Origin of the sequence: Pseudomonas sp. ABFPK, assembly GCF_001586765.1 — a bacterium.
In the GTDB taxonomy this organism is placed as follows: Bacteria; Pseudomonadota; Gammaproteobacteria; order Pseudomonadales; family Pseudomonadaceae; genus Aquipseudomonas; species Aquipseudomonas asiatica.
Genome location: NZ_LQXW01000007.1, coordinates 63,838 through 81,649 on the forward strand (window position 1 = coordinate 63,838; position 17,812 = coordinate 81,649).

Sequence of the window (17,812 nt, forward strand, 5' to 3'; positions counted from 1 at the left end):
TGTTCTCCAGGGTTGCCAGGCAAAAGGTCACAACTCGATCCAGGTGGACTTGAGCTCCGAATACTTGTCCAGGGCATGCAACGAGCGGTCGCGACCGTTGCCGGACTGCTTGAAGCCACCGAACGGCATGCTGATGTCGCCCCCATCGAAGCAGTTGACCCACACGCTGCCGGCACGCAGGCCCCGGGCCATTTGGTGGGCCCGCGAGAGGTCGCGGGTCCACAGGCTGGCGGCCAGGCCATACGGGGTATCGTTGGCGATGCGCAGAGCATCGAGGTGGTCACGGGCGGTGATGACCGAAAGTACCGGGCCGAAGATCTCCTCTCGGGCGATGGTCATGTCGTTGCTGACGTTGTCGAAAATGGTCGGCGGGATGTAAAAGCCCTCGGCGCCCAGGCCGTGCTTGACCCGTTCACCACCGAGGATCAGCTGTGCGCCCTCCTGCACGCCTTTGTCGATATAACCCAATACCCGTTGCAACTGGCTGGCATCGACGATGGCGCCAAGCTGGGTGGTTGGGTCCAGTGGATCTCCGACGGCGATGGTGCGTGCCACCTTGAGCACCTCGGCAACGAACTCGGCGCGGATGCCAGCTTCGACAATCAGCCGCGAGGGCGCCACGCAGACTTCGCCCTGGTTGAAGAACATCGAGCGGGCCGCAGTGGTCGCGGCCTTCTCCAGGTCACGGCAGTCATCGAGAATGATGTTCGGGGTCTTCCCGCCGCACTCCAGCCACACCCGCTTCATGTTCGACTGCCCCGCGTACTGCAGGAACAGCTTGCCGACCTCGCCGGAGCCGGTGAACACCAGGGTATCAACGTCCATGTGCAGGCCCAACGCCTTGCCCGCGGTTGGGCCAAAGCCCGGCAACACGTTGAACACACCGGCCGGGATACCGGCTTCGGCGGCCAACTGGGCAATGCGCAGGGCAGTCAGCGGTGATTGCTCGGCGGGCTTGAGGACCACCGAGTTGCCCATGGCCAGGGCGGGTGCGACCTTCCACATGGCCATCAGCATCGGGAAGTTCCAGGGGGTGACTGCCGCCACCACGCCGATCGCTTCGCGGGTCACCAAGCCCACGGCCGAGGGCCCCGACGGCGCGACTTCGTCATACAGCTTGTCGCAGCTTTCGGCGTACCACTGCAGGCAATCGAGCACCGCGTGCACATCGAACCCGGCGCTCTCGCTGATGGGCTTACCCATGTCGAGGGTTTCCAGTAACGCCAACTCTTCCATGTGCTGCTCGAACAAGGCAGCGAAGCGCAGCATGACGCGCTTGCGCTCCTTCGGTGTGCGCTGCGACCACACACCACTGTCAAAGGCACGCCGCGCGGCCTTCACGGCCATCTCCACATCCTCGGCCTGGCACGAGGCAACCTGGTTGAGCACGCGCCCGTCGCGCGGCGAAATGTTGGCGAAGGTCTCGCCACTCAAGGCATCGACAAAGCGGCCGTCGATGAAGGCCTGGCCGAGCAGCTGGAGTTTGCTGGCACGCTGCTGCACGGTGGTAAGGTCAATGAAACTGGCAAGGCTCATGGGATTCTCCATTGGATACATGATGCATCATAAAAGCAGCGAGACGTCGGCCTGACGCCGGCACTGCACTAGAAGCTGATTTCGGTCTTCAGGCCCCAGACCACCACACTGCGGTCATGCTCGAAGCCGCCGGGGTTGCGTACGTACTGCAGGTTGGGGCGCAGGGTCAGTGCCGGTGTCAGCCGCAACCCGTAATAGAGTTCGACCGGGTACTCGACATCGGCCCGCCGGGGCACGCCGCTGGCCTGCTGCACACGCCGCGCCGAACGCGGGTTGACCTCCAGGCGGCCCAACGCCAGCCCGATCTCGTCCTGCGGGCGCTGGGCCAGGGGCCCACGGATGAACGCGCCCAGGTGCCAGAGCCGCTCGACACTGGAAACGTCCCGGTCGGACTGGATGAAGTTGGTGAAAAGCGTCAGGCCACGCGCAGCATTATCCGGGTTGCGGTAGACCTGCTGTTCGGCCATGGCGTAGTAGCCGCTGGCCTGGTCGTGTTGCGCGGGTGCCGCGCCGGTCAAGCCGATGGGTTGCCCATCGATGTCCTGGTACAGGTCATCAAAGTCGCCAGTATTGCGCCACACGCCAACCCGGTAGCTGCCAGGCAGACCACCAAGCACCGGCTTCCAGGCCAGTTCGCCAACCGCCAGGTAACCAGTGGTGCCCGAGGGGCTGCCGAAGTTCAACCCTTGGCTGTTCTCGGTAAAGTGCGGGTTGACCTGGTACACGGAGGTGTTCAGCCACCAGTCATCGGCCAACTGCGCCGCCAGGCTCGCGCCCCATTGGCTGACCGGCCAGGTGAACCAGTTGGGGGTGATGTAGCCAGGCACCGTTCCACAGAAGGTCAGGTTCTGGAACGTGCAGGAAAACGGAAACACATCGCCACTCATGGGCAGCCGGCCGATCTTGAACAGCAAACGCTCATCGAGCAGTGCCTGCTGGTAATAGAACTGCACCAGCCGGGTAACACTGCCATAGCCGTAGATTTCCTGGGCGGCCAGCAGGGTGCCGGTGTCGGCTTCGCGGGTCAGGCTTTCACCGTTGCGGTTGGTGAAAGTGATGCGAAACGCGGCCCCCTGCCAACCCAACAGGCGCTGCAGGTCGAAGCGGGCATCGGCCATCAGCTGGTCGCTGTAGGTGCCCTTGTGCTGCGCCCCTCCCTGGGTGTTGTAGGCCAGTTCATTGACATAGGTGAACTGCAGGTCTACCCCCTGCTCATGCAGACGGGTGCGCTGCCCCTGCCAGTCACCGAACAGGAAATTGCCGGGTGAGTAGTTGTCGGCCTGGGCCTGCTGCAAGGCGCATACGCCCAGCAACCCGACCCCGATCAAGGTGGATCTTGTCATTGCGATCTGTTCCCGAAACTGTTTTCTTGTGGTTTTTGTTCAGCTTTGCGAGCGTGCAACGAGGGCGCCTGGCGTCACTGACCTGGCCGCGCGCAAGGCGGCCAGGGCTGGGTGACGCCAACTACAGGCATTGGCGGACGATTTCGGCCACCTCCTGCTGGTCACGAATGGGTTTGGGGTGGCAGGCCAGGTCCTGGTTGAAGCTGGTCCACACCACCTGAGCGAAATCATCGACCTGCTCGGGCTTGAGGCCATAGCTGCCGAACGTGTCCCGTACGCCCAGGCGGGTGAAGTGGGCGCTGACGATGTCAGGCAGGCGCGCGGCGCGCTCGCTTAGCGGCAAGGTATGAGTGCCCGGGTCGAGGATCTCGGCCACCCGGGCAAACTTGTCCTCGGCCACCGGTAGGGTCCAGCGGATCACCTGCGGCGTACTGGCTGCCACCGTGCCGCCATGGGGCGCATCGGTCATGGCGCCCAATGGCTGGCCCAGCGCATGGGATACGGTGACCCCGGCGCCGGCAATGGCCATGCCACCGAGGGTCGACGCAAAGGCCATGCGCGCCCTCGCCTCCAGGTCGTCCCCATGCTCCACGCAGCGCAGGGCATTGGCGGCAAACAGGCGGATCGACTCCAGCGCGACCATTTCCACCCAGGGTGTGGCATGGATGCTGATGAATGCTTCCAGTGCGTGGCAGAAAGTATCCACGGCAGTCAGCGCCGTCAGCCGTGGCGGCTTGGAAACCAGGATTTGCGGGTCGATCAACGCCACATCCGGGTAGATGTGCGGGTTGACAATGGCACACTTGAGGCCCAGCTCAGGATTGTTGATCACCGCGAATGGTGTCGCCTCGGTCCCGGTCCCAGAGGTGGTCGGCACCACCAGCAGCGGCAGACCACGGGACTGCGGCCTCGTCACCGGCTCACCGAGACGCTCGGTGTAGTCCCAACAGCGGCCGCCATGTACAGCGACGAACGCCACGGCCTTGGCCGAGTCGATGGCGCTGCCGCCGCCGATCGCCACCACAGCCTGGCAGCCGCTGTCACGCACCAGCGCCACTGCGCGGTCAATGGTGGTATGGCGCGGGTTGGGCACGATGTCGTAGAACTCGAGGACGGTGATGCCACGCTCGGCGAAACTGCCGAGCACCTGGGCGACCAGCTCGCTGCCTTCAAGGAACGGGTCGACCATCAACAGCACCTTGTTGCCGAACGGCGCGACCTTTTCACCCATGCGGCGGATTGCACCGGCCTCGAAGTCCAGTTTGACCGGCAGGCTTGCCTGAAATGCTTTCATCTACTTACCTCTGTTCGTGGCGAATGACTGATGGCAAACGCGGGCTGGCCGAACTTGCCAGAACCGATCCGCCTTTCTTGTAGAACTCCCCCAGGTCGCTGGCGGCAAGCAGCGCCGCGCGCATCTCCCACTCAGTGACGTCGAAGGGCTCGACGCGGCTGGTCTGCTGCGGCGAGGCCGCCACCTGCACCACCCGTTGCAGCTCCTGCTCGCTTAGGTCCGCCAGGCCCAGGTCGGCGAAACACACCGGCAGGCCAACCGCCAGGCACAGTCGCAGCAGGCCATCCAGCTCGCTGGCCGGCGCCCCCTCGAGCACCAGCATCACCAGGGTGCCAAAGGCCACGTATTCGCCGTGGTAGGCCGTGGCCCGTGGACCCAGCTCACTGAAGCCGCAATACACGGCATGAGCGGTGGCCACCCCGTTGCTCTCGAAACCGATGCCGCTCATCAGTGCGTTGGCCTCGATCACCCGGTTCAGCGCCTTGGTCACCTGCTGCTGCGCACAGGCCCGCACGGCTTGCACCGCATCGGCTTGCAAAACCTGGTGGCACAGTTGGGCGATGGCCATCGATGTGAGGGTCGGCTTGCCGCCGCCCGCGCTCGATTGCAGGCCACCGCCGGCCAGGCCAAGGAAGTTGTCGTGGTCGCCCTGCACGCAGGTGCGTGCCTCGTAGTAGGTCGCCAGAGCATCGCCGATGCCAGCCACCAACAGGCGCACCGGCGCTTGGGCGATGATCCAGGTGTCCACCACCACCACGTCCGGGCTGCGCTCGTGGAACAGTACATCGTCGAAGGCACCGTCCGGGTGGTAGAGCACCGACAAGGCGCTGGTGGGGGCATCGTTGGAGACCACCGTGGGCACGATACACAGCGGCAGCCGGCCCTGCTGGGCAACCGCCTTGGCAGCGTCGAGCACCTTGCCACCACCCACCCCGACCACCCCGTCACAGCCCAGTCGCTCGCGCAACGCACACAGCCGCTGCACCTCGGCTCGGGTGACTTCGCCTTCGAATACGGCGTAACGCAGGGCATGTTCAGGTTTGTCGAAGCTGATGGCCAGGGTCTGCTGCAGGCTATCCAGACGGCCCTGGCTGGTGATGATCAGGAAGCGCTGGCCAAACCAGGCGATATGCCGGTAAAGGCGTTCAAGTTCCTTGTAGCCCTGAATGTAGCGACCGGGCGCGGCGAATATCTGGGTCATTCGCACCTCCCGTCACGCAGGGCCGGCAATGCATGAAGCATTCCGTGCATGAGGTCATCCTCGCCTTTCGTAGAAGGCCTTGTTGTTTTTGATATCAGGACGTTCAGCGGCCGCAGCCGACTGGAGGTATGATATATCATGTTTGATTTTTAAATCGCAAGATCAAGTCTTTTGACTTTCATGCAAAAGACTTTTGCGGCCAGGATGGGGATTGACTAATGATATATGATGCATTTATGAATCTAATAACGAACGCGGCGCTGGCCCGCGCTCTGCCTTTTCGCGCCAGCTTTCAAGGAAACAGCCATGCCTGTCACCGGCACTACCCGGGTGGTGGTACATCTCACCTACCCAGCCAAGCACCTGCGAACACCGTCCTTGTTCAACCCGCTTCTTGAACGCCTGGGGCATGACGGGGTGCTGGTCCCCTGGGAGGTTTCGCCCGACAACCTGGCCTCGGCCTGGGCTGGCCTGCGTGGTATCGAAAACCTCGCCGGGGTGATCGTGACCGTGCCGCACAAGATCGAAGTGGCCCACCTGTGCGACGAGCTGCTGGGCATCGCCGAAGTGCTCAAGGTGTGCAACGTCGCGCGTCGTCTGCCCGATGGCCGCTTCGTCGGGCGCATGTTCGATGGCGAAGGCTTCGTACGTGGCCTGAAGAACCAGGGCCATGACCTGGGCGGCCGGCGTGTGCTGCTGCTCGGCGCCGGTGGTGCCGCCACCGGTATCGCCCATGCCCTGCTCAGTGAGCCGATCACCCGGCTGGTGGTCGCCAACCGTTCGCTGGCCAAGGCTGAAGCACTCGCCGCGCAGTTGCGCACGCTGATGCCTGGTCGAGATATCGCTGCGGGTGCGGCCGATGCACGCGGCTTCGATGTGGTGATCAACGCCACCGCACTGGGCCTGAAGGCGGACGATCCGCTGCCGCTGGCGGCCGATACCCTGCAGCCAGGCACGCTGGTGGGCGAGGTGGTGATGAATCCTGATGTCACCCCGTTGCTCGAAGCGGCCCAGGCCCGTGGCTGCCCCATCCACAAGGGCGTGCACATGCTCACCGGGCAGCTCGAGCTGCTGGCCGATTACCTGTTTGGCGCAGCGCCCGGTCGCTGACGCGCCCTGTGCCTTTGTCGGCCTGTTCGCGGGGCGCCTGGGTCAGGCCCCACCCATGTACACATCCCGAAAGGAGCTACACCCATGAGCAAGATTGCAATCATCACCGGCGGCGGCTCGGGCATCGGCCTGGCAACCGCGCAGCGCCTGCTTGCCGATGGCTATCAGGTGCACACCCTGGGCCTGGGCGAACCTGAAGCACGGGTCGAAGGCATCCACTATCAGGTGCTGGACGTGACCAGCGATGCCGAGGTCAATGGCTTCTTCAGCCGCTTCGAGCGCGTCGATGCCCTGGTCAATGCCGCCGGCGTGATCGACCACAACCGGGAATGGCAAATCGACGGTTTCAACCGCGTGCTCGACGTCAACCTGACCGCCGTCCTGCGCATCAGCAATGCCGCCTTGCCGGGCCTGAAAGTGGCGCGCGGCGCAGTGATCAACTTCGCTTCGATGTGGGGCATCTTCGGCTCGGCCAAGACCCCCGCCTACGCCTCGAGCAAAGCCGCGATCAGCGAGCTGACCCGTTGCCAGGCGGTGGCCTGGGCCGCCGACGGTGTGCGCGCCAATGCCGTGGCCCCGGGCTGGATCCTCACCCAGCTGTCGCGCCGAGCCTATGAAGACCCGACCCGCTCGGCCGGCATTCTGTCACGCATCCCGATGAGCGCCTGGGGGCAACCCGAGGACGTGGCCAATGCCATCGCCTTCCTGGCGTCTGACAGCGCCCGCTATATCACCGGCACCACGCTGGCCGTCGATGGCGGCTACTCCATCGCCTGATATCCCATTCGACAGACAGATGGCTACCACTGCCCCCGAAGAAGCTTGACGGCCATCACGCATGATATATGATGCATCACAAATGACGCAGATCCCCTGAGGTCTCGCATAACAACAACAAACAATCATAAATAGGTGCCGTATGAATCTGGTATTCGGCTCACCCGGGCGCTATGTGCAAGGCCCCGATGTTCTTGACGAGGCAGGCCAGTACCTGGCCCATTGCGGCCGCCGAGCCGTGGTGGTCATCGACAGCTTCGTGATCGGCCTGGTCAAGGAGCGCCTCGACGCCACCTGCGCTCGCGCCGATGTGCAACTGCACTACATCACCTTCGATGGCGAAATCACCGCCAAGGGCATCGCCGGCCTGCGCCAATCGGCCGCGCGCTTCGACTTCGACATGGTCCTGGCGGTCGGTGGCGGCAAATCGATCGATGCCGGCAAGGCGTTGGCCCACACCTGCGGTGCGGCGCTGGTGAGCATGCCCACGGTTGCCTCCAACGATGCGCCTACTTCGAAAAACTTCGTGGTATACGACGAGCATCACCAACTCAGCGAAGTAGGCCACCTGCTCAGCAGCCCACGCTATGTCCTGGTCGACACCCGCCTGATAGCCCAGGCCCCGCGCCCCTTCCTTCTGGCCGGCATCGCCGACGCACTGACAAAGAAGTTCGAAGCCGAGCAATGCCTCAAAGCCGGCGGCGTGAACATGTTTGGCGCTCGCCCGCCGATTGCCGGGGTCACCCTGGCCCGCGAATGCTATACCGTGCTGCGCGCCCATGCCGAAGAGGGCCTGGCGCTGGCCGGCAGCGGCCAGGTCAACGAAGCGTTCGAACGCCTGATCGAAGCCGTGCTGCTGATGAGCGGCCTGGGCTTCGAGAGTGGCGGCCTGTCCATCGCCCACGCGATGACCCGTGGCCTGTCGAAGATCCCCGGTGCCCGCGACCAGGTGCATGGCTGGCAGGTTGCCTATGGTCTGTTGGTGCAACTGGTACTTGAAGACCGCGAAGCCGCGTTCATGGCCGAATTGCTGGCCTTCTACCGACGCATCGGGCTGCCCTGCAACCTGGCCGAACTGGGTGTGACGGGCGTCGACGACGCCATCTTGCTCAAGGTCGCCGAACCCACCCTGCAAGCCCCCCACGCACGCAACTTCGTGCGTGGCAACGGCCAACCCCTACACAGCGGTGAACTGATCGAAGCCATGCGCGCACTCGAATCCCTGACCCGCTGATTTCCCCCGGCAACACCCACCCTGCTATGCCTGCATTTGGAGGTAGAGATGGCTACACCCCGTAAAACCCTTGAGGCCTGGAAAGCCAGCGATTTCGTGCCCAGCGCCGAGACCGTCGCCCACCTGCGCGAACGGGCGAAATTCGTCCGCCTGGAAACCATTCGCCTGATCGAGATCGCCAAGACCGGCCACTACACCTCGGTGTTCTCCGCTGCCGAACTGTTCTCGGCGCTGTACTACGACGTGATGAACCTGCGCCCCGAGGAGCCGGGCTGGGCCGGGCGCGACCGCTTCCTGATGGGCAAGGGCCACGCGGCCGTTGGCCAGTTCCCGATACTTGCCGACCTCGGCATGTTCCCCAAGGCGTGGCTGGATGACTACACGCGACTGGGTAGCCCTCTGGGTGATCACCCTGATATGCGCAAGGTACCCGGCATCGACTTCTCTTCCGGCTCCATTGGCCACGCCCTTTCCGGGGGCCTGGGCATGTGCCTGGCCCAGCGTTTCACTGGCGAAAGCTACGACGTGTTCGTCATGCTCGGTGACGGCGAAATGCAGGAAGGCCAGGTCTGGGAAGCTGCCATGGGTGCCGCCCACCACAAGGCCAACCGGTTGATCGCGATCGTCGACCGCAACGGCTTCCAGCTCGACGGTAGCGTCGACGACGTGATCGGCGTCGAGCCGCTGGACGAAAAATGGCGCGCCTTCGGCTGGGAAGTGCACGTCATCGATGGCCACGACATCCGCGCGGTTGCCACCACCCTGCGCAAGGTCAAGGCCGACGAAAACCGCGACAAGCCGGTGTGCATCATCGCCAAGACCGTCAAGGGCAAAGGTGTTTCCTATATGGAAACCGAGCCGGGCTGGCACCTGGGCTACCTGGACCCTGAAGACGCCAAACGCGCGATCGCTGAAATCGAAGCCAAGGAGATCTGAAACATGAACGCCCCCCTGTCCCCCAACTCCTGGCAATACCGTGGCCTGAATGCCATGAACCCAGGGCTGTCCTACCTCTCCGATGCCCTGATCGAGCTGGCCCGTGAAGGCCATCCGGTCATGGCAGGCTCGGCAGACCTGCAGTATTCCAATGGCCTGAACAAGTTCGCCACGGCGTTCCCCGACCGCTACATCCAGTTCGGCATCTCCGAGCAGAACATGGTCACCGCTGCCGCCGGCCTGGCCACCTGCGGGGTGATGCCGTTCGTGGCGACCTTCGCCTCGTTCCTGGGCCTGCTGTGCTGCGAACAGATCCGCATGGACGTGGCCTATTCGGCCCAGCCGGTGCGCCTGATCGGCCACCATACCGGGATCTCGCTGGGCTTCTACGGCACCTCGCACCATGCCACCGAGGATATAGCCACCATGCGCTCGATCGCCGACCTGGCGGTGGTCTCGCCCTCCGACGGCCCGCAATTGGCGGCAGCGATCAAGGCCTCGGCCAGCTACGACAAACCGGTGTACTTCCGTATCGGTCGCGGCCGCGACCCGCTCATCTACGAGCACGGCACAACCTTCGAGTTCGGCAAGGCCACCGAGCACTTGCAGGGTGAAGAGCTGACCATCATCGCCTGTGGCATCACCGTACACCCGGCGCTTGCCGCGGCCCGCAAGCTCAATGCCGAAGGCCGTTCGGTGGGCGTGATCGACATGGCCTCGATCAAGCCGATCGACCGCGAGACGATCCTCCAGGCCGCTGCGCGCAGCAAGCGGATGATGACCGTCGAGGAGCATAACGTGCTCGGTGGCCTGGGCGCCGCGGTGGCCGAGGTGCTGGCCGACGAAGGCGTCGGGGTCAAGCTCAAGCGTCATGGCATCTACGACGAATACAGCCTGATCGCGCCGCCGACCCACCTGTACCAGCACTACAAGCTTGATGCCGCCGGTATCGAGGAAGTGGCCCTGGCCCACATGGCGAGCTGACCCGCCCCGCAATACGGGCAGCGCCGTCTTGGGTGCTGCCCGCCCCATTCGCTCGGAGACTACAATGAACAACATGACCGAGACCCTGCCAGGCAGCGTTGCCTACGCTGCACCTGACGCCACGCGCCTGCGTCGCAAGTCCTTGCTTGCTACCGGCGTCGGCAACCTGCTGGAGTGGTTCGACTGGACCCTTTACACCGTTGCCTCCGTCTACATTGCCAGTGCCTTGTTCGACAAGAGCAACCCCACCTCGGCACTGCTCGCCACCCTGGCGGTGTTCGCCGCAGGTTTCCTGTTGCGGCCATTGGGCGGCATCGTCTTCGGTATCCTCGCCGACCGCCTCGGCCGACGCACCGTGCTGCTCAGCACCATGCTGCTGATGGCCGGCGCCAGCCTGCTGATCGCGTTCATCCCTTCCTATGAATCGATCGGCAGCTGGGCTTCCGGATTGCTGCTCTGTGCGCGCTTGGTCCAGGGCTTCGCCCACGGTGGAGAGACCACCACGTCCTACGCCTACATCGCCGAGATCGCCCCGCCAAAGCGCCGGGGGTTGTGGTCGAGCACGGTGTTTTTTGCGGTGGGCAGCGGCTCGCTGCTGGCAACCTTCTACATGGCCCTGCTGACCTCGATGCTGAGCACCGAGCAGATGCAGGACTGGGGCTGGCGCATCCCCTTCGCCACCGGTGGCCTGCTGGCGGTGGTTGCCCTGTGGCTGCGCCGCAACATGATGGAAAGCGACCACAGCCCTAGCACCGCCAGCGCAACGCAGCACACTACTTGCTGGAGCCGCGGGCAGGTACTGCAACATGGTGTGCGGTTGTTCCTGTATGAAGCAGGCGCCACCCTGACCTACTACACCTGGGTCACGTCGGCATCGATCTATGCCATGAGCGTGAAGGGCATGGACCCGCACAACGCCTTCATGATGAGCTGCGTCGCCCAGGTCATCTACCTCGCCTTCCTGCCGGTCTGCGGCTGGGTTTCGGACCAGGTGGGGCGCAAGGTCTGTGCACTGATTTCGCTGCTGGGTATCGCGGCAACCCTGTTCCCTCTGTGGGGCATGATCTCCAGCGAACCGTGGACCCTGATGGTGGCGCAGACTGCCGGCCTGATGCTGGTGGCCTTCATCACCGGCTGCAAGCCCGCATCGATCTCCGAGCAAGTCCCTACCCGTTATCGTACGCGGATGTTCGGTGTGTGCATTTCGTTGGGTGTGGCGGTATTCGGGGGAACTGCGTCGTATGTGACAACCTGGCTTTACTCGGAGCAGATTGGCTGGGTGTTCAACGTCTACCTGATCGTCGTGGCGCTGATTGCCAGTGGCGTGGTACTGATGTGGAAGAACAACCACGGCATTCCGATCGATCAGGTTTGAGTCTTAGACGCTGGGGCTGCCAGGCAGCCCCCATTACGCTTACCCGCCTAACGCACTGACCAGTGCCGCCTGGTTCTGCCACTGGGCGGTGCGTACCGTGGCCAGGGCATCCAGGGCACTGAGCTGGTTGCGCTGGGCCTCCAGCACATCAAGGAACGGCGCCTCGCCAGCCTGCCACGAACGGCGGATCTGCTCGAAGGCCGAGGTCGACTGCTCGCTGGCACGTGCCAGCAGTACCTGGCGCTCCGCATTGCGCTGGGCCGCCGCGAGTGCCGATTCCACCTCCGACACCGCCACCAGCACCGTGCGCCGGTAACTCAGCAACGCCTCCCGCGCCTCGGTATCCCGGACCTGCACCTGCGCCTTGCGCCGGCCACCATCGAACAATGGCGCGCTGGCATTGACGCCGGCCAGCCAGAAGGTCGAGTTGGCCAGCGTGGCCGCGCTCATGCCATTGATCAACGAACCCAACGCCGCCGACAGGCTCAGACGTGGCATCAGCTCTGCCTTGGCCACGCCAACCCGCGCATAGGCGGCAACCACCCGTGCCTCGGCAGCCTTCACGTCAGGACGCCGACGCAACAGGTCCGCAGGCGTGCCAGCATCCTGCAAGGCCACCTCACGCACACTCGCCGGGTTGGCATGCATCTGCCCGTACAACTCGGCACTGGGCATGGCCAGCAGCACCGAAAGCCGGTGCACGGTGCGCTGCCACTCCAGGCGCAGCGCCGGCACATGGGCCGCAGTGCGGTCGGCCTGGGCGCGGGCCCGCAGCAGGTCGGCCTCCGGGCTGCTGCCCGCCGCGTACAACTGCTCGCTCAACTGCAAGGTCTCGGCCTGGCTCTGGGCACTCTGGCGGACGATCTCCAGGCGCTGCTCCAGGCCTCGGGCCTGGGCATAGGCCTGGACCACTTCACCCACTAGCGCAACCTTTACTGCATGGGCTTGCTCTTCACTTGCCGTCACCTCGGCGTCAGCAGCGCGGACGCCTTCACGGATGCGGCCAAACAGGTCAAGCTCCCAGCTGGCGCCCAGGGCCAACGAGATCGGCGCATCGATCAGTGCCTCGCTGTAGCCGGTCTGGTAAGCCGAGGTACGCTGGCGTGCGGCACTGGCGCCGAAGTCCAGGGCCGGGCTGCCGGCCGCAGCGCTGACTGCCCTCAGAGCCCGGGCTGCATCGATGCGCGCCAGGGCAACCTGCAGATCGAGGTTATCATCCAATGCCCGCTGCACCAGGCGGTCGAGCAGCGGATCGTGATAGCCGCGCCACCACTGTTCGGTCACAGCCAGCGGCGCTTCGGAGCGGGCATTGAGGTAATGCTGCACAGGTGCAGCGCTGGGCGGCGGCAAGCTCGGGGCAGCGCATGCAGCCAGCAGCGCCGCAGTAAAACCCAGTACGGGGAAACGAAGACGCATGTTCATCGCTGGAAGTCCTGTTCGACAGCCGAAGGCTGTGACGATACCTGCCGTTCGCCGCCGGCAAGGCGACGAACCAGCACATAGAAAATCGGTGTGAACACCAGGCCGAACAGGGTTACCCCGATCATCCCGAAGAACACCGCAGCCCCCACCGCCAGGCGCATTTCGGAACCGGCCCCCTCGGACAGCACCAGTGGCAAGACGCCAAGGATGAACGCCAGCGAGGTCATCAGGATCGGCCGCAGGCGCAGGCGACAGGCTTCCACCACCGCCTCGACCGTACCCTGCCCTTCCTTCTCCAGCTGCCGGGCCACTTCGACGATGAGGATGGCGTTCTTTGCCGCCAGGCCCACCAGAACGATGAAACCGATCTGGGTGAGGATGTTTATGTCCTGGCCCATCAGGCGCACGCCACCGGCCGCGGCCAGCAGGCACATCGGCACGATCAGCAGGATCGCCAGCGGCAGGCTCCAGCTGCCGTATTGCGCCGCCAGCACCAGGTAGACGAACACCACACAGAGCGGGAAGACCAGCAGGCCCATGTTGCCGGCGGTGGTCTGCTGGTAGCTCAGGTCGGTCCACTGGTAGCTGATGCCCGCCGGCAGATTCACCTTGGCCAGGCGTTCCATGGTCTCGATGGCATAGGTCGAACCCAGGCCTGGCAAGGTGTCACCGTTGATCTCGGCAGTAGGGAAAAGGTTGTAACGCGGGAAGCGCTCTACCCCCAGGGCCTCGTGCAGCTGCGTCACGCTGGCCAGCGGAACCATCTGCCCGGCCTGATTGCGCACCTTGACCCGCGCCAGGTCCTCTGGCGTGACCCGGTAAGGCAAGTCGGCCTGGGCAGTGACACGGTAGGTGCGGCCGACCAGGTTGAAGTCGTTGATGTAGGTCGAGCCGAAGTAGGTCTCGATGGCCTGGTTGATCTGGCTGCTTGGCACGCCCAGCATCTCGGCGCGCTCACGGTCGAGCTCGACGAACACCTGCGGAGTGCTGGCCGAAAACGGCGAATACACGCCCGTCATGCCCGGTGTGGCGTTGGCGGCGGCAATCAGCTGCGCCGTGGCCTTGGCCAGCGCGTCACTGCCTAGCCCGGCACGGTCCTGCAGACGCAGGGAGAAACCACCGGTACTGCCCAGCCCCTGCACCGGCGGCGGCGTGGCGACAATCACCGACGCACCGCTGACCGCTTTCAGGCGTTCGCGCAAGTCGGCCGCGATCACGTCCGATGTGCGGCCCTTCAGCTTGCGCTTGGACCAGGGTTCGAACACCGGGGCCAGGCCCGCCGAATTGGACGAGTTGGTCCCGGTGACCATCGAGAAGCCCGAGAAGGTCGGCACCCTGTCCACACCCGGCACCTGCAGGGCGATGGCTTCGATCTGCTGGGAAATCGCATTGGTACGCTCCAGCGATGCGCCGTCGGGCAATTGCACGATCACCACCAGGTAGCCACGGTCCTGGGCCGGGATGAAGCCCTTGGGCGTGGACACCATCAGGTAGGCGGTAGCGGCGATCAGTACGGCATACACGGCCAGCATCAGCGGCGTCCTGGCAACCAGGCCGCGGACGCTGCCGGCATAACCATTGGACAGCCGGGCAAAGCCCCGGTTGAACGCTTCGGCAGCGCGCCGCGGCAGGCCCGGCAGACCGGCACGCAGCGGCGCATGGCCACCGTGACGGCGCAGGATCATCGCCGCCAGCGCCGGCGACAGGGTCAGCGAGTTGAACAGCGAAATGGCCGTGGCCACCGCGATGGTCACGCCGAACTGGCGGAAGAACTCGCCGGAAATCCCCGGGATGAACGCCGTGGGAATGAACACCGCACAGAGCACCAGGGTGATCGCCACCAGCGCACCGCCAATCTCCTGCATGGTGACGATGGTCGCCTGGAGCGGGCTCTTGCCCTCGCCCAGGTGGCGCTCGACGTTCTCCACCACGACAATGGCGTTGTCGACCACGATCCCTACCGCCAGCACCAGGCCGAACAGGGTCAGGTTGTTGATCGAGTAACCCAGCAGCGCCATCACTGCGAAGGTACCCACCAGTGACACCGGGATGGCCAGGATCGGAATGATCGACGGCCGCCAGCCCTGGAGGAACAACAGCACCACCAGCACCACGAGGATTACCGCCTCGTAGATGGTCTTGCCCAGCTCACCGATACTGTCTGCGATGAACGCCGTGGGGTTGTAGCCGATGCTGTATTCGATGCCCTCCGGGAAGTCCTTGCTAAGTTGCTGCATGGTCTGCTCCACTACCTGCATGGTCGCCAGGGCATTGGCGCCCGGACGCTGCAGCACCTGCAGGCCGATGGCCGGGTTGCGCAGGTAGTAGGTGTTGTTGACGTAGGCCAGCCCGGCGATCTCGGTACGCGCCACGTCCTTCAGGCGCACCAGGCGGCCCGCCTCGCCGGACTTGAGCACGATGTTGTCGAAGTCAGCCGGCTCCTTGAGCCGCCCTTCGAAGATCAGGTTCGGTTGAAACGCCTGGGAGGCCACCGGTGGTTGGGCGATGACACCGCCGGCCACCTGGGTGTTCTGCGCACGAACGGCGGCGATGATGTCGCCCGGGGTCAGGTCGAAGGCGGCGACGCGCTCCGGGTCCAGCCAGATGCGCATCGAATACTCACGCGCGCCCAGCGGGTTTATGTCGCCAACGCCGTCGATGCGCTTGAGGGTATCGGCCACGGTGCGAATGGCGAAGTTCGACACGTACAGCTGGTCATAGGTGCCCTTGGGCGAGGAAATGAAAATGGTCGACAGCTGGGTCGGCGAGGACTTGCGCACCGACACACCGCTGCGCTGCACCGGTTCGGGCAGGCGTGGTGTGGCCAGGGCCACGCGGTTCTGCACCAGCACCTGGGCCTTGTCGACGTCGGTGCCGCCCTTGAAGGTCACGGTCAGGTTCAGGCTGCCATCGGAGGTGGCCTGGCTGTACATGTAGAGCATGTCCTCGACACCGTTGACCTCCTGCTCCAGCGGGATCGCCAGAGTCTCGGCGACGGTCTGCGCCGAGGCCCCCGGATAGGTGGCCTGGACCACCACCGTGGGGGGCGCGATGTCGGGATACTCGGCAGTCGGCAGCACCAGGTAGGCCAAGCCGCCGACGATCATCAGCACCACCGAGAGGACTATCGCCAGCACCGGCTGGTCGATCGAGGTGCGTCCCAGGTTCATAGCGTCGCCTCCTGGGCCGGGTTGGCGGCGGCAACCCGGGTCAGGCTGCGCTGTTCACCGATCGCAGTATCCCCGGCGCGTACCCGTTGCAGGCCATCGACAATGACCCGGTCGTCGGCCTGCAGGCCGCTGACCACTTCGCGCAGGCCGTCATGCAGCTTGCCCAGCTGTACCGGGCGCAGTTCGACGCGGTTCTGTGCATCGAGCACATACAGCACCTTGCGCGTGGCATCGATGCCTACGGCCGTATCCGGCACCAGCAAGGCCTCATAGGCCGGGCGCGCGGAAAACTGCACGCGGCCGAACTGGCCCGGGCTCAACGCCAGGTCCGGGTTGCTGACCCGCGCGCGCTGGCGCAGGGTGCCGGTGGATGGGTCCAGGCGGTTGTCGATGAAATCCATGCGCCCGCTCAGCGATGCCTGGAGCTCGCCTGGCAGGGCGATGCGCACCTGGCTCCCGGCAATGTTGCCGGCCGACTGACGGCGGTACTTCAGGTAGCTCTGCTCGTCGATGTCGAAGTAGATGTCGATGGGATCGAGCGAGACGATGGTGGTCAGCAGGGTGGCATCGTTGCTGCCACCGTTGACCAGGTTGCCTTCGCTGATCAATTTGCGGCTGATACGCCCGCTCATGGGCGCGGTGATACGGGTGAACTCGAGGTCCAGACGAGCGCTGGCCAGCGCGCCTTCGGCGCTGAGCACTTCGGCGCGGGCCGCCTCGCGCGCTTGCAGGCGCTGGTCGTACAAGCTCTGCGCAATGGTCCTGGAATCGATCAGCACCTTGGCGCGGGCATACTCCTGTTCGGCCAGAGCCTGTTGCGAACGGGCCTGGGCCAGTTTGCCCTGGGCCTGGGTCACCGCCGCCTGGAAGCTGCGCGAATCAATGACGAACAGCAGATCGCCCTTCTTCACGATTGCACCGTCCCGGAAGGCTACCTTCTCCAGGTAGCCGCTGACGCGCGAGCGTACCTCTACCGAATCGGTTGCCTCGAACCGGCCGGTAAAGCTGTCCCAGTCACTGATGGTCGACTTCAACGGTTGGCTCACCACCACACTCGGCGCCGCCGGAGCACTCTCCTGCGCCTGCGGGCCACAGCCGACCAGCAATGCCGCCAGCGACAAGGCGAACAGCGCCCTTTTGCCCGTTACGGGCAGTTTCACGTTCATGATCTCCATAACCGGCGTCATTTCCTGAAGGCGTGGGCGTTGAGGGAATGGTTGCGCTCGACGAATGCCGACGACTCCTCGGCGTGAACAGCCAGGGTGGACGACAGGGTGACCAGGGTGGCGAACGCGAGCAGGGCGTGCTTGATGGCGGTCATGGGGAAAGCCTCGGTATTTGAAAGTGAGGCGAATTCTTGGGAATTGCGGGTGCAAGAGAAATAGCGCCGCGAACAAATCAATATTGTGCACTGTTCACGAATATGAACG

General features: G+C 64.4%; 14 protein-coding genes. 6 read left to right on the forward strand and 8 right to left on the reverse strand.

Annotation, left to right across the window (positions count from 1 at the left end; all coding sequences use genetic code 11):
* Positions 1-27: 27 nt before the first annotated feature.
* From WM94_RS06680 to WM94_RS06695, 4 genes are all read right to left on the reverse strand, one after another.
* A complete protein-coding gene (locus tag WM94_RS06680; RefSeq protein ID WP_247847568.1) occupies positions 28-1,536 on the reverse strand; it encodes an aldehyde dehydrogenase in 1,509 nt (502 codons plus the stop codon).
* A gap of 68 nt (positions 1,537-1,604) precedes the next feature.
* Entirely contained in the window at positions 1,605-2,879 is a 1,275-nt protein-coding gene (locus tag WM94_RS06685) for a carbohydrate porin (protein WP_061550763.1), read from the reverse strand.
* A 121-nt stretch (positions 2,880-3,000) separates the two neighbouring features.
* Entirely contained in the window at positions 3,001-4,173 is a 1,173-nt protein-coding gene (locus WM94_RS06690) for an iron-containing alcohol dehydrogenase (RefSeq protein WP_061550764.1), read from the reverse strand.
* A 4-nt stretch (positions 4,174-4,177) separates the two neighbouring features.
* Positions 4,178-5,374, reverse strand: coding sequence for a glycerol dehydrogenase (locus WM94_RS06695; RefSeq protein ID WP_061550765.1), 1,197 nt, complete (start codon positions 5,372-5,374; stop codon positions 4,178-4,180).
* A 306-nt stretch (positions 5,375-5,680) separates the two neighbouring features.
* On the opposite strand from WM94_RS06695, the gene WM94_RS06700 reads away from it, so the two are divergent.
* From WM94_RS06700 to WM94_RS06725, 6 genes are all read left to right on the forward strand, one after another.
* Positions 5,681-6,484, forward strand: a complete 804-nt coding sequence (locus WM94_RS06700) for a shikimate dehydrogenase (RefSeq protein WP_013972191.1) — start codon at positions 5,681-5,683, stop codon at positions 6,482-6,484.
* 84 nt (positions 6,485-6,568) lie between these two features.
* Positions 6,569-7,261, forward strand: coding sequence for an SDR family NAD(P)-dependent oxidoreductase (locus tag WM94_RS06705; RefSeq protein ID WP_061550766.1), 693 nt, complete (start codon positions 6,569-6,571; stop codon positions 7,259-7,261).
* Positions 7,262-7,403: 142 nt separating this feature from the next.
* Entirely contained in the window at positions 7,404-8,495 is a 1,092-nt protein-coding gene (locus WM94_RS06710; RefSeq protein WP_061550767.1) for a glycerol dehydrogenase, read from the forward strand.
* A 48-nt stretch (positions 8,496-8,543) separates the two neighbouring features.
* Positions 8,544-9,431 carry a transketolase gene (locus WM94_RS06715; RefSeq protein ID WP_003257657.1) on the forward strand — a complete coding sequence of 296 codons (888 nt, stop codon included), beginning with the start codon at positions 8,544-8,546 and terminating at the stop codon, positions 9,429-9,431.
* A 3-nt stretch (positions 9,432-9,434) separates the two neighbouring features.
* On the forward strand, positions 9,435-10,415 hold the full coding sequence (locus WM94_RS06720) for a transketolase family protein (RefSeq protein ID WP_061550768.1): 981 nt from the start codon (positions 9,435-9,437) through the stop codon (positions 10,413-10,415).
* Positions 10,416-10,479: 64 nt separating this feature from the next.
* Entirely contained in the window at positions 10,480-11,790 is a 1,311-nt protein-coding gene (locus WM94_RS06725) for an MFS transporter (protein ID WP_013972187.1), read from the forward strand.
* 39 nt (positions 11,791-11,829) lie between these two features.
* Here WM94_RS06725 and WM94_RS06730 read toward each other — a convergent pair whose 3' ends face one another.
* From WM94_RS06730 to WM94_RS30395, 4 genes are read right to left on the reverse strand one after another with little or no spacing between them, the layout of a single operon-like run.
* Positions 11,830-13,212 (reverse strand): efflux transporter outer membrane subunit, encoded by a 1,383-nt coding sequence (locus WM94_RS06730; RefSeq protein ID WP_061550769.1) that lies wholly within the window; start codon positions 13,210-13,212, stop codon positions 11,830-11,832.
* Positions 13,209-16,382 (reverse strand): efflux RND transporter permease subunit, encoded by a 3,174-nt coding sequence (locus WM94_RS06735; RefSeq protein WP_061550770.1) that lies wholly within the window; start codon positions 16,380-16,382, stop codon positions 13,209-13,211. Before WM94_RS06735 ends, WM94_RS06730 begins: the two co-directional genes overlap by 4 nt.
* A complete protein-coding gene (locus WM94_RS06740; RefSeq protein WP_038410393.1) occupies positions 16,379-17,548 on the reverse strand; it encodes an efflux RND transporter periplasmic adaptor subunit in 1,170 nt (389 codons plus the stop codon). The genes WM94_RS06735 and WM94_RS06740 overlap by 4 nt, the downstream gene beginning before the upstream one ends.
* A gap of 17 nt (positions 17,549-17,565) precedes the next feature.
* Complete coding sequence (locus tag WM94_RS30395) at positions 17,566-17,703, reverse strand: hypothetical protein (protein WP_023662445.1); 138 nt, start codon at positions 17,701-17,703, stop codon at positions 17,566-17,568.
* Positions 17,704-17,812 lie beyond the last annotated feature (109 nt).

Coding starts and splice junctions, on each gene's coding strand:
- WM94_RS06680 (WP_247847568.1), bottom strand. CDS start 1,536: ATGAGCCTTGCCAGTTTCATTGACCTTACCACCGTGCAGCAGCGTGCC.
- WM94_RS06685 (WP_061550763.1), bottom strand. CDS start 2,879: ATGACAAGATCCACCTTGATCGGGGTCGGGTTGCTGGGCGTATGCGCC.
- WM94_RS06690 (WP_061550764.1), bottom strand. CDS start 4,173: ATGAAAGCATTTCAGGCAAGCCTGCCGGTCAAACTGGACTTCGAGGCC.
- WM94_RS06695 (WP_061550765.1), bottom strand. CDS start 5,374: ATGACCCAGATATTCGCCGCGCCCGGTCGCTACATTCAGGGCTACAAG.
- WM94_RS06700 (WP_013972191.1), top strand. CDS start 5,681: ATGCCTGTCACCGGCACTACCCGGGTGGTGGTACATCTCACCTACCCA.
- WM94_RS06705 (WP_061550766.1), top strand. CDS start 6,569: ATGAGCAAGATTGCAATCATCACCGGCGGCGGCTCGGGCATCGGCCTG.
- WM94_RS06710 (WP_061550767.1), top strand. CDS start 7,404: ATGAATCTGGTATTCGGCTCACCCGGGCGCTATGTGCAAGGCCCCGAT.
- WM94_RS06715 (WP_003257657.1), top strand. CDS start 8,544: ATGGCTACACCCCGTAAAACCCTTGAGGCCTGGAAAGCCAGCGATTTC.
- WM94_RS06720 (WP_061550768.1), top strand. CDS start 9,435: ATGAACGCCCCCCTGTCCCCCAACTCCTGGCAATACCGTGGCCTGAAT.
- WM94_RS06725 (WP_013972187.1), top strand. CDS start 10,480: ATGAACAACATGACCGAGACCCTGCCAGGCAGCGTTGCCTACGCTGCA.
- WM94_RS06730 (WP_061550769.1), bottom strand. CDS start 13,212: ATGAACATGCGTCTTCGTTTCCCCGTACTGGGTTTTACTGCGGCGCTG.
- WM94_RS06735 (WP_061550770.1), bottom strand. CDS start 16,382: ATGAACCTGGGACGCACCTCGATCGACCAGCCGGTGCTGGCGATAGTC.
- WM94_RS06740 (WP_038410393.1), bottom strand. CDS start 17,548: ATGAACGTGAAACTGCCCGTAACGGGCAAAAGGGCGCTGTTCGCCTTG.
- WM94_RS30395 (WP_023662445.1), bottom strand. CDS start 17,703: ATGACCGCCATCAAGCACGCCCTGCTCGCGTTCGCCACCCTGGTCACC.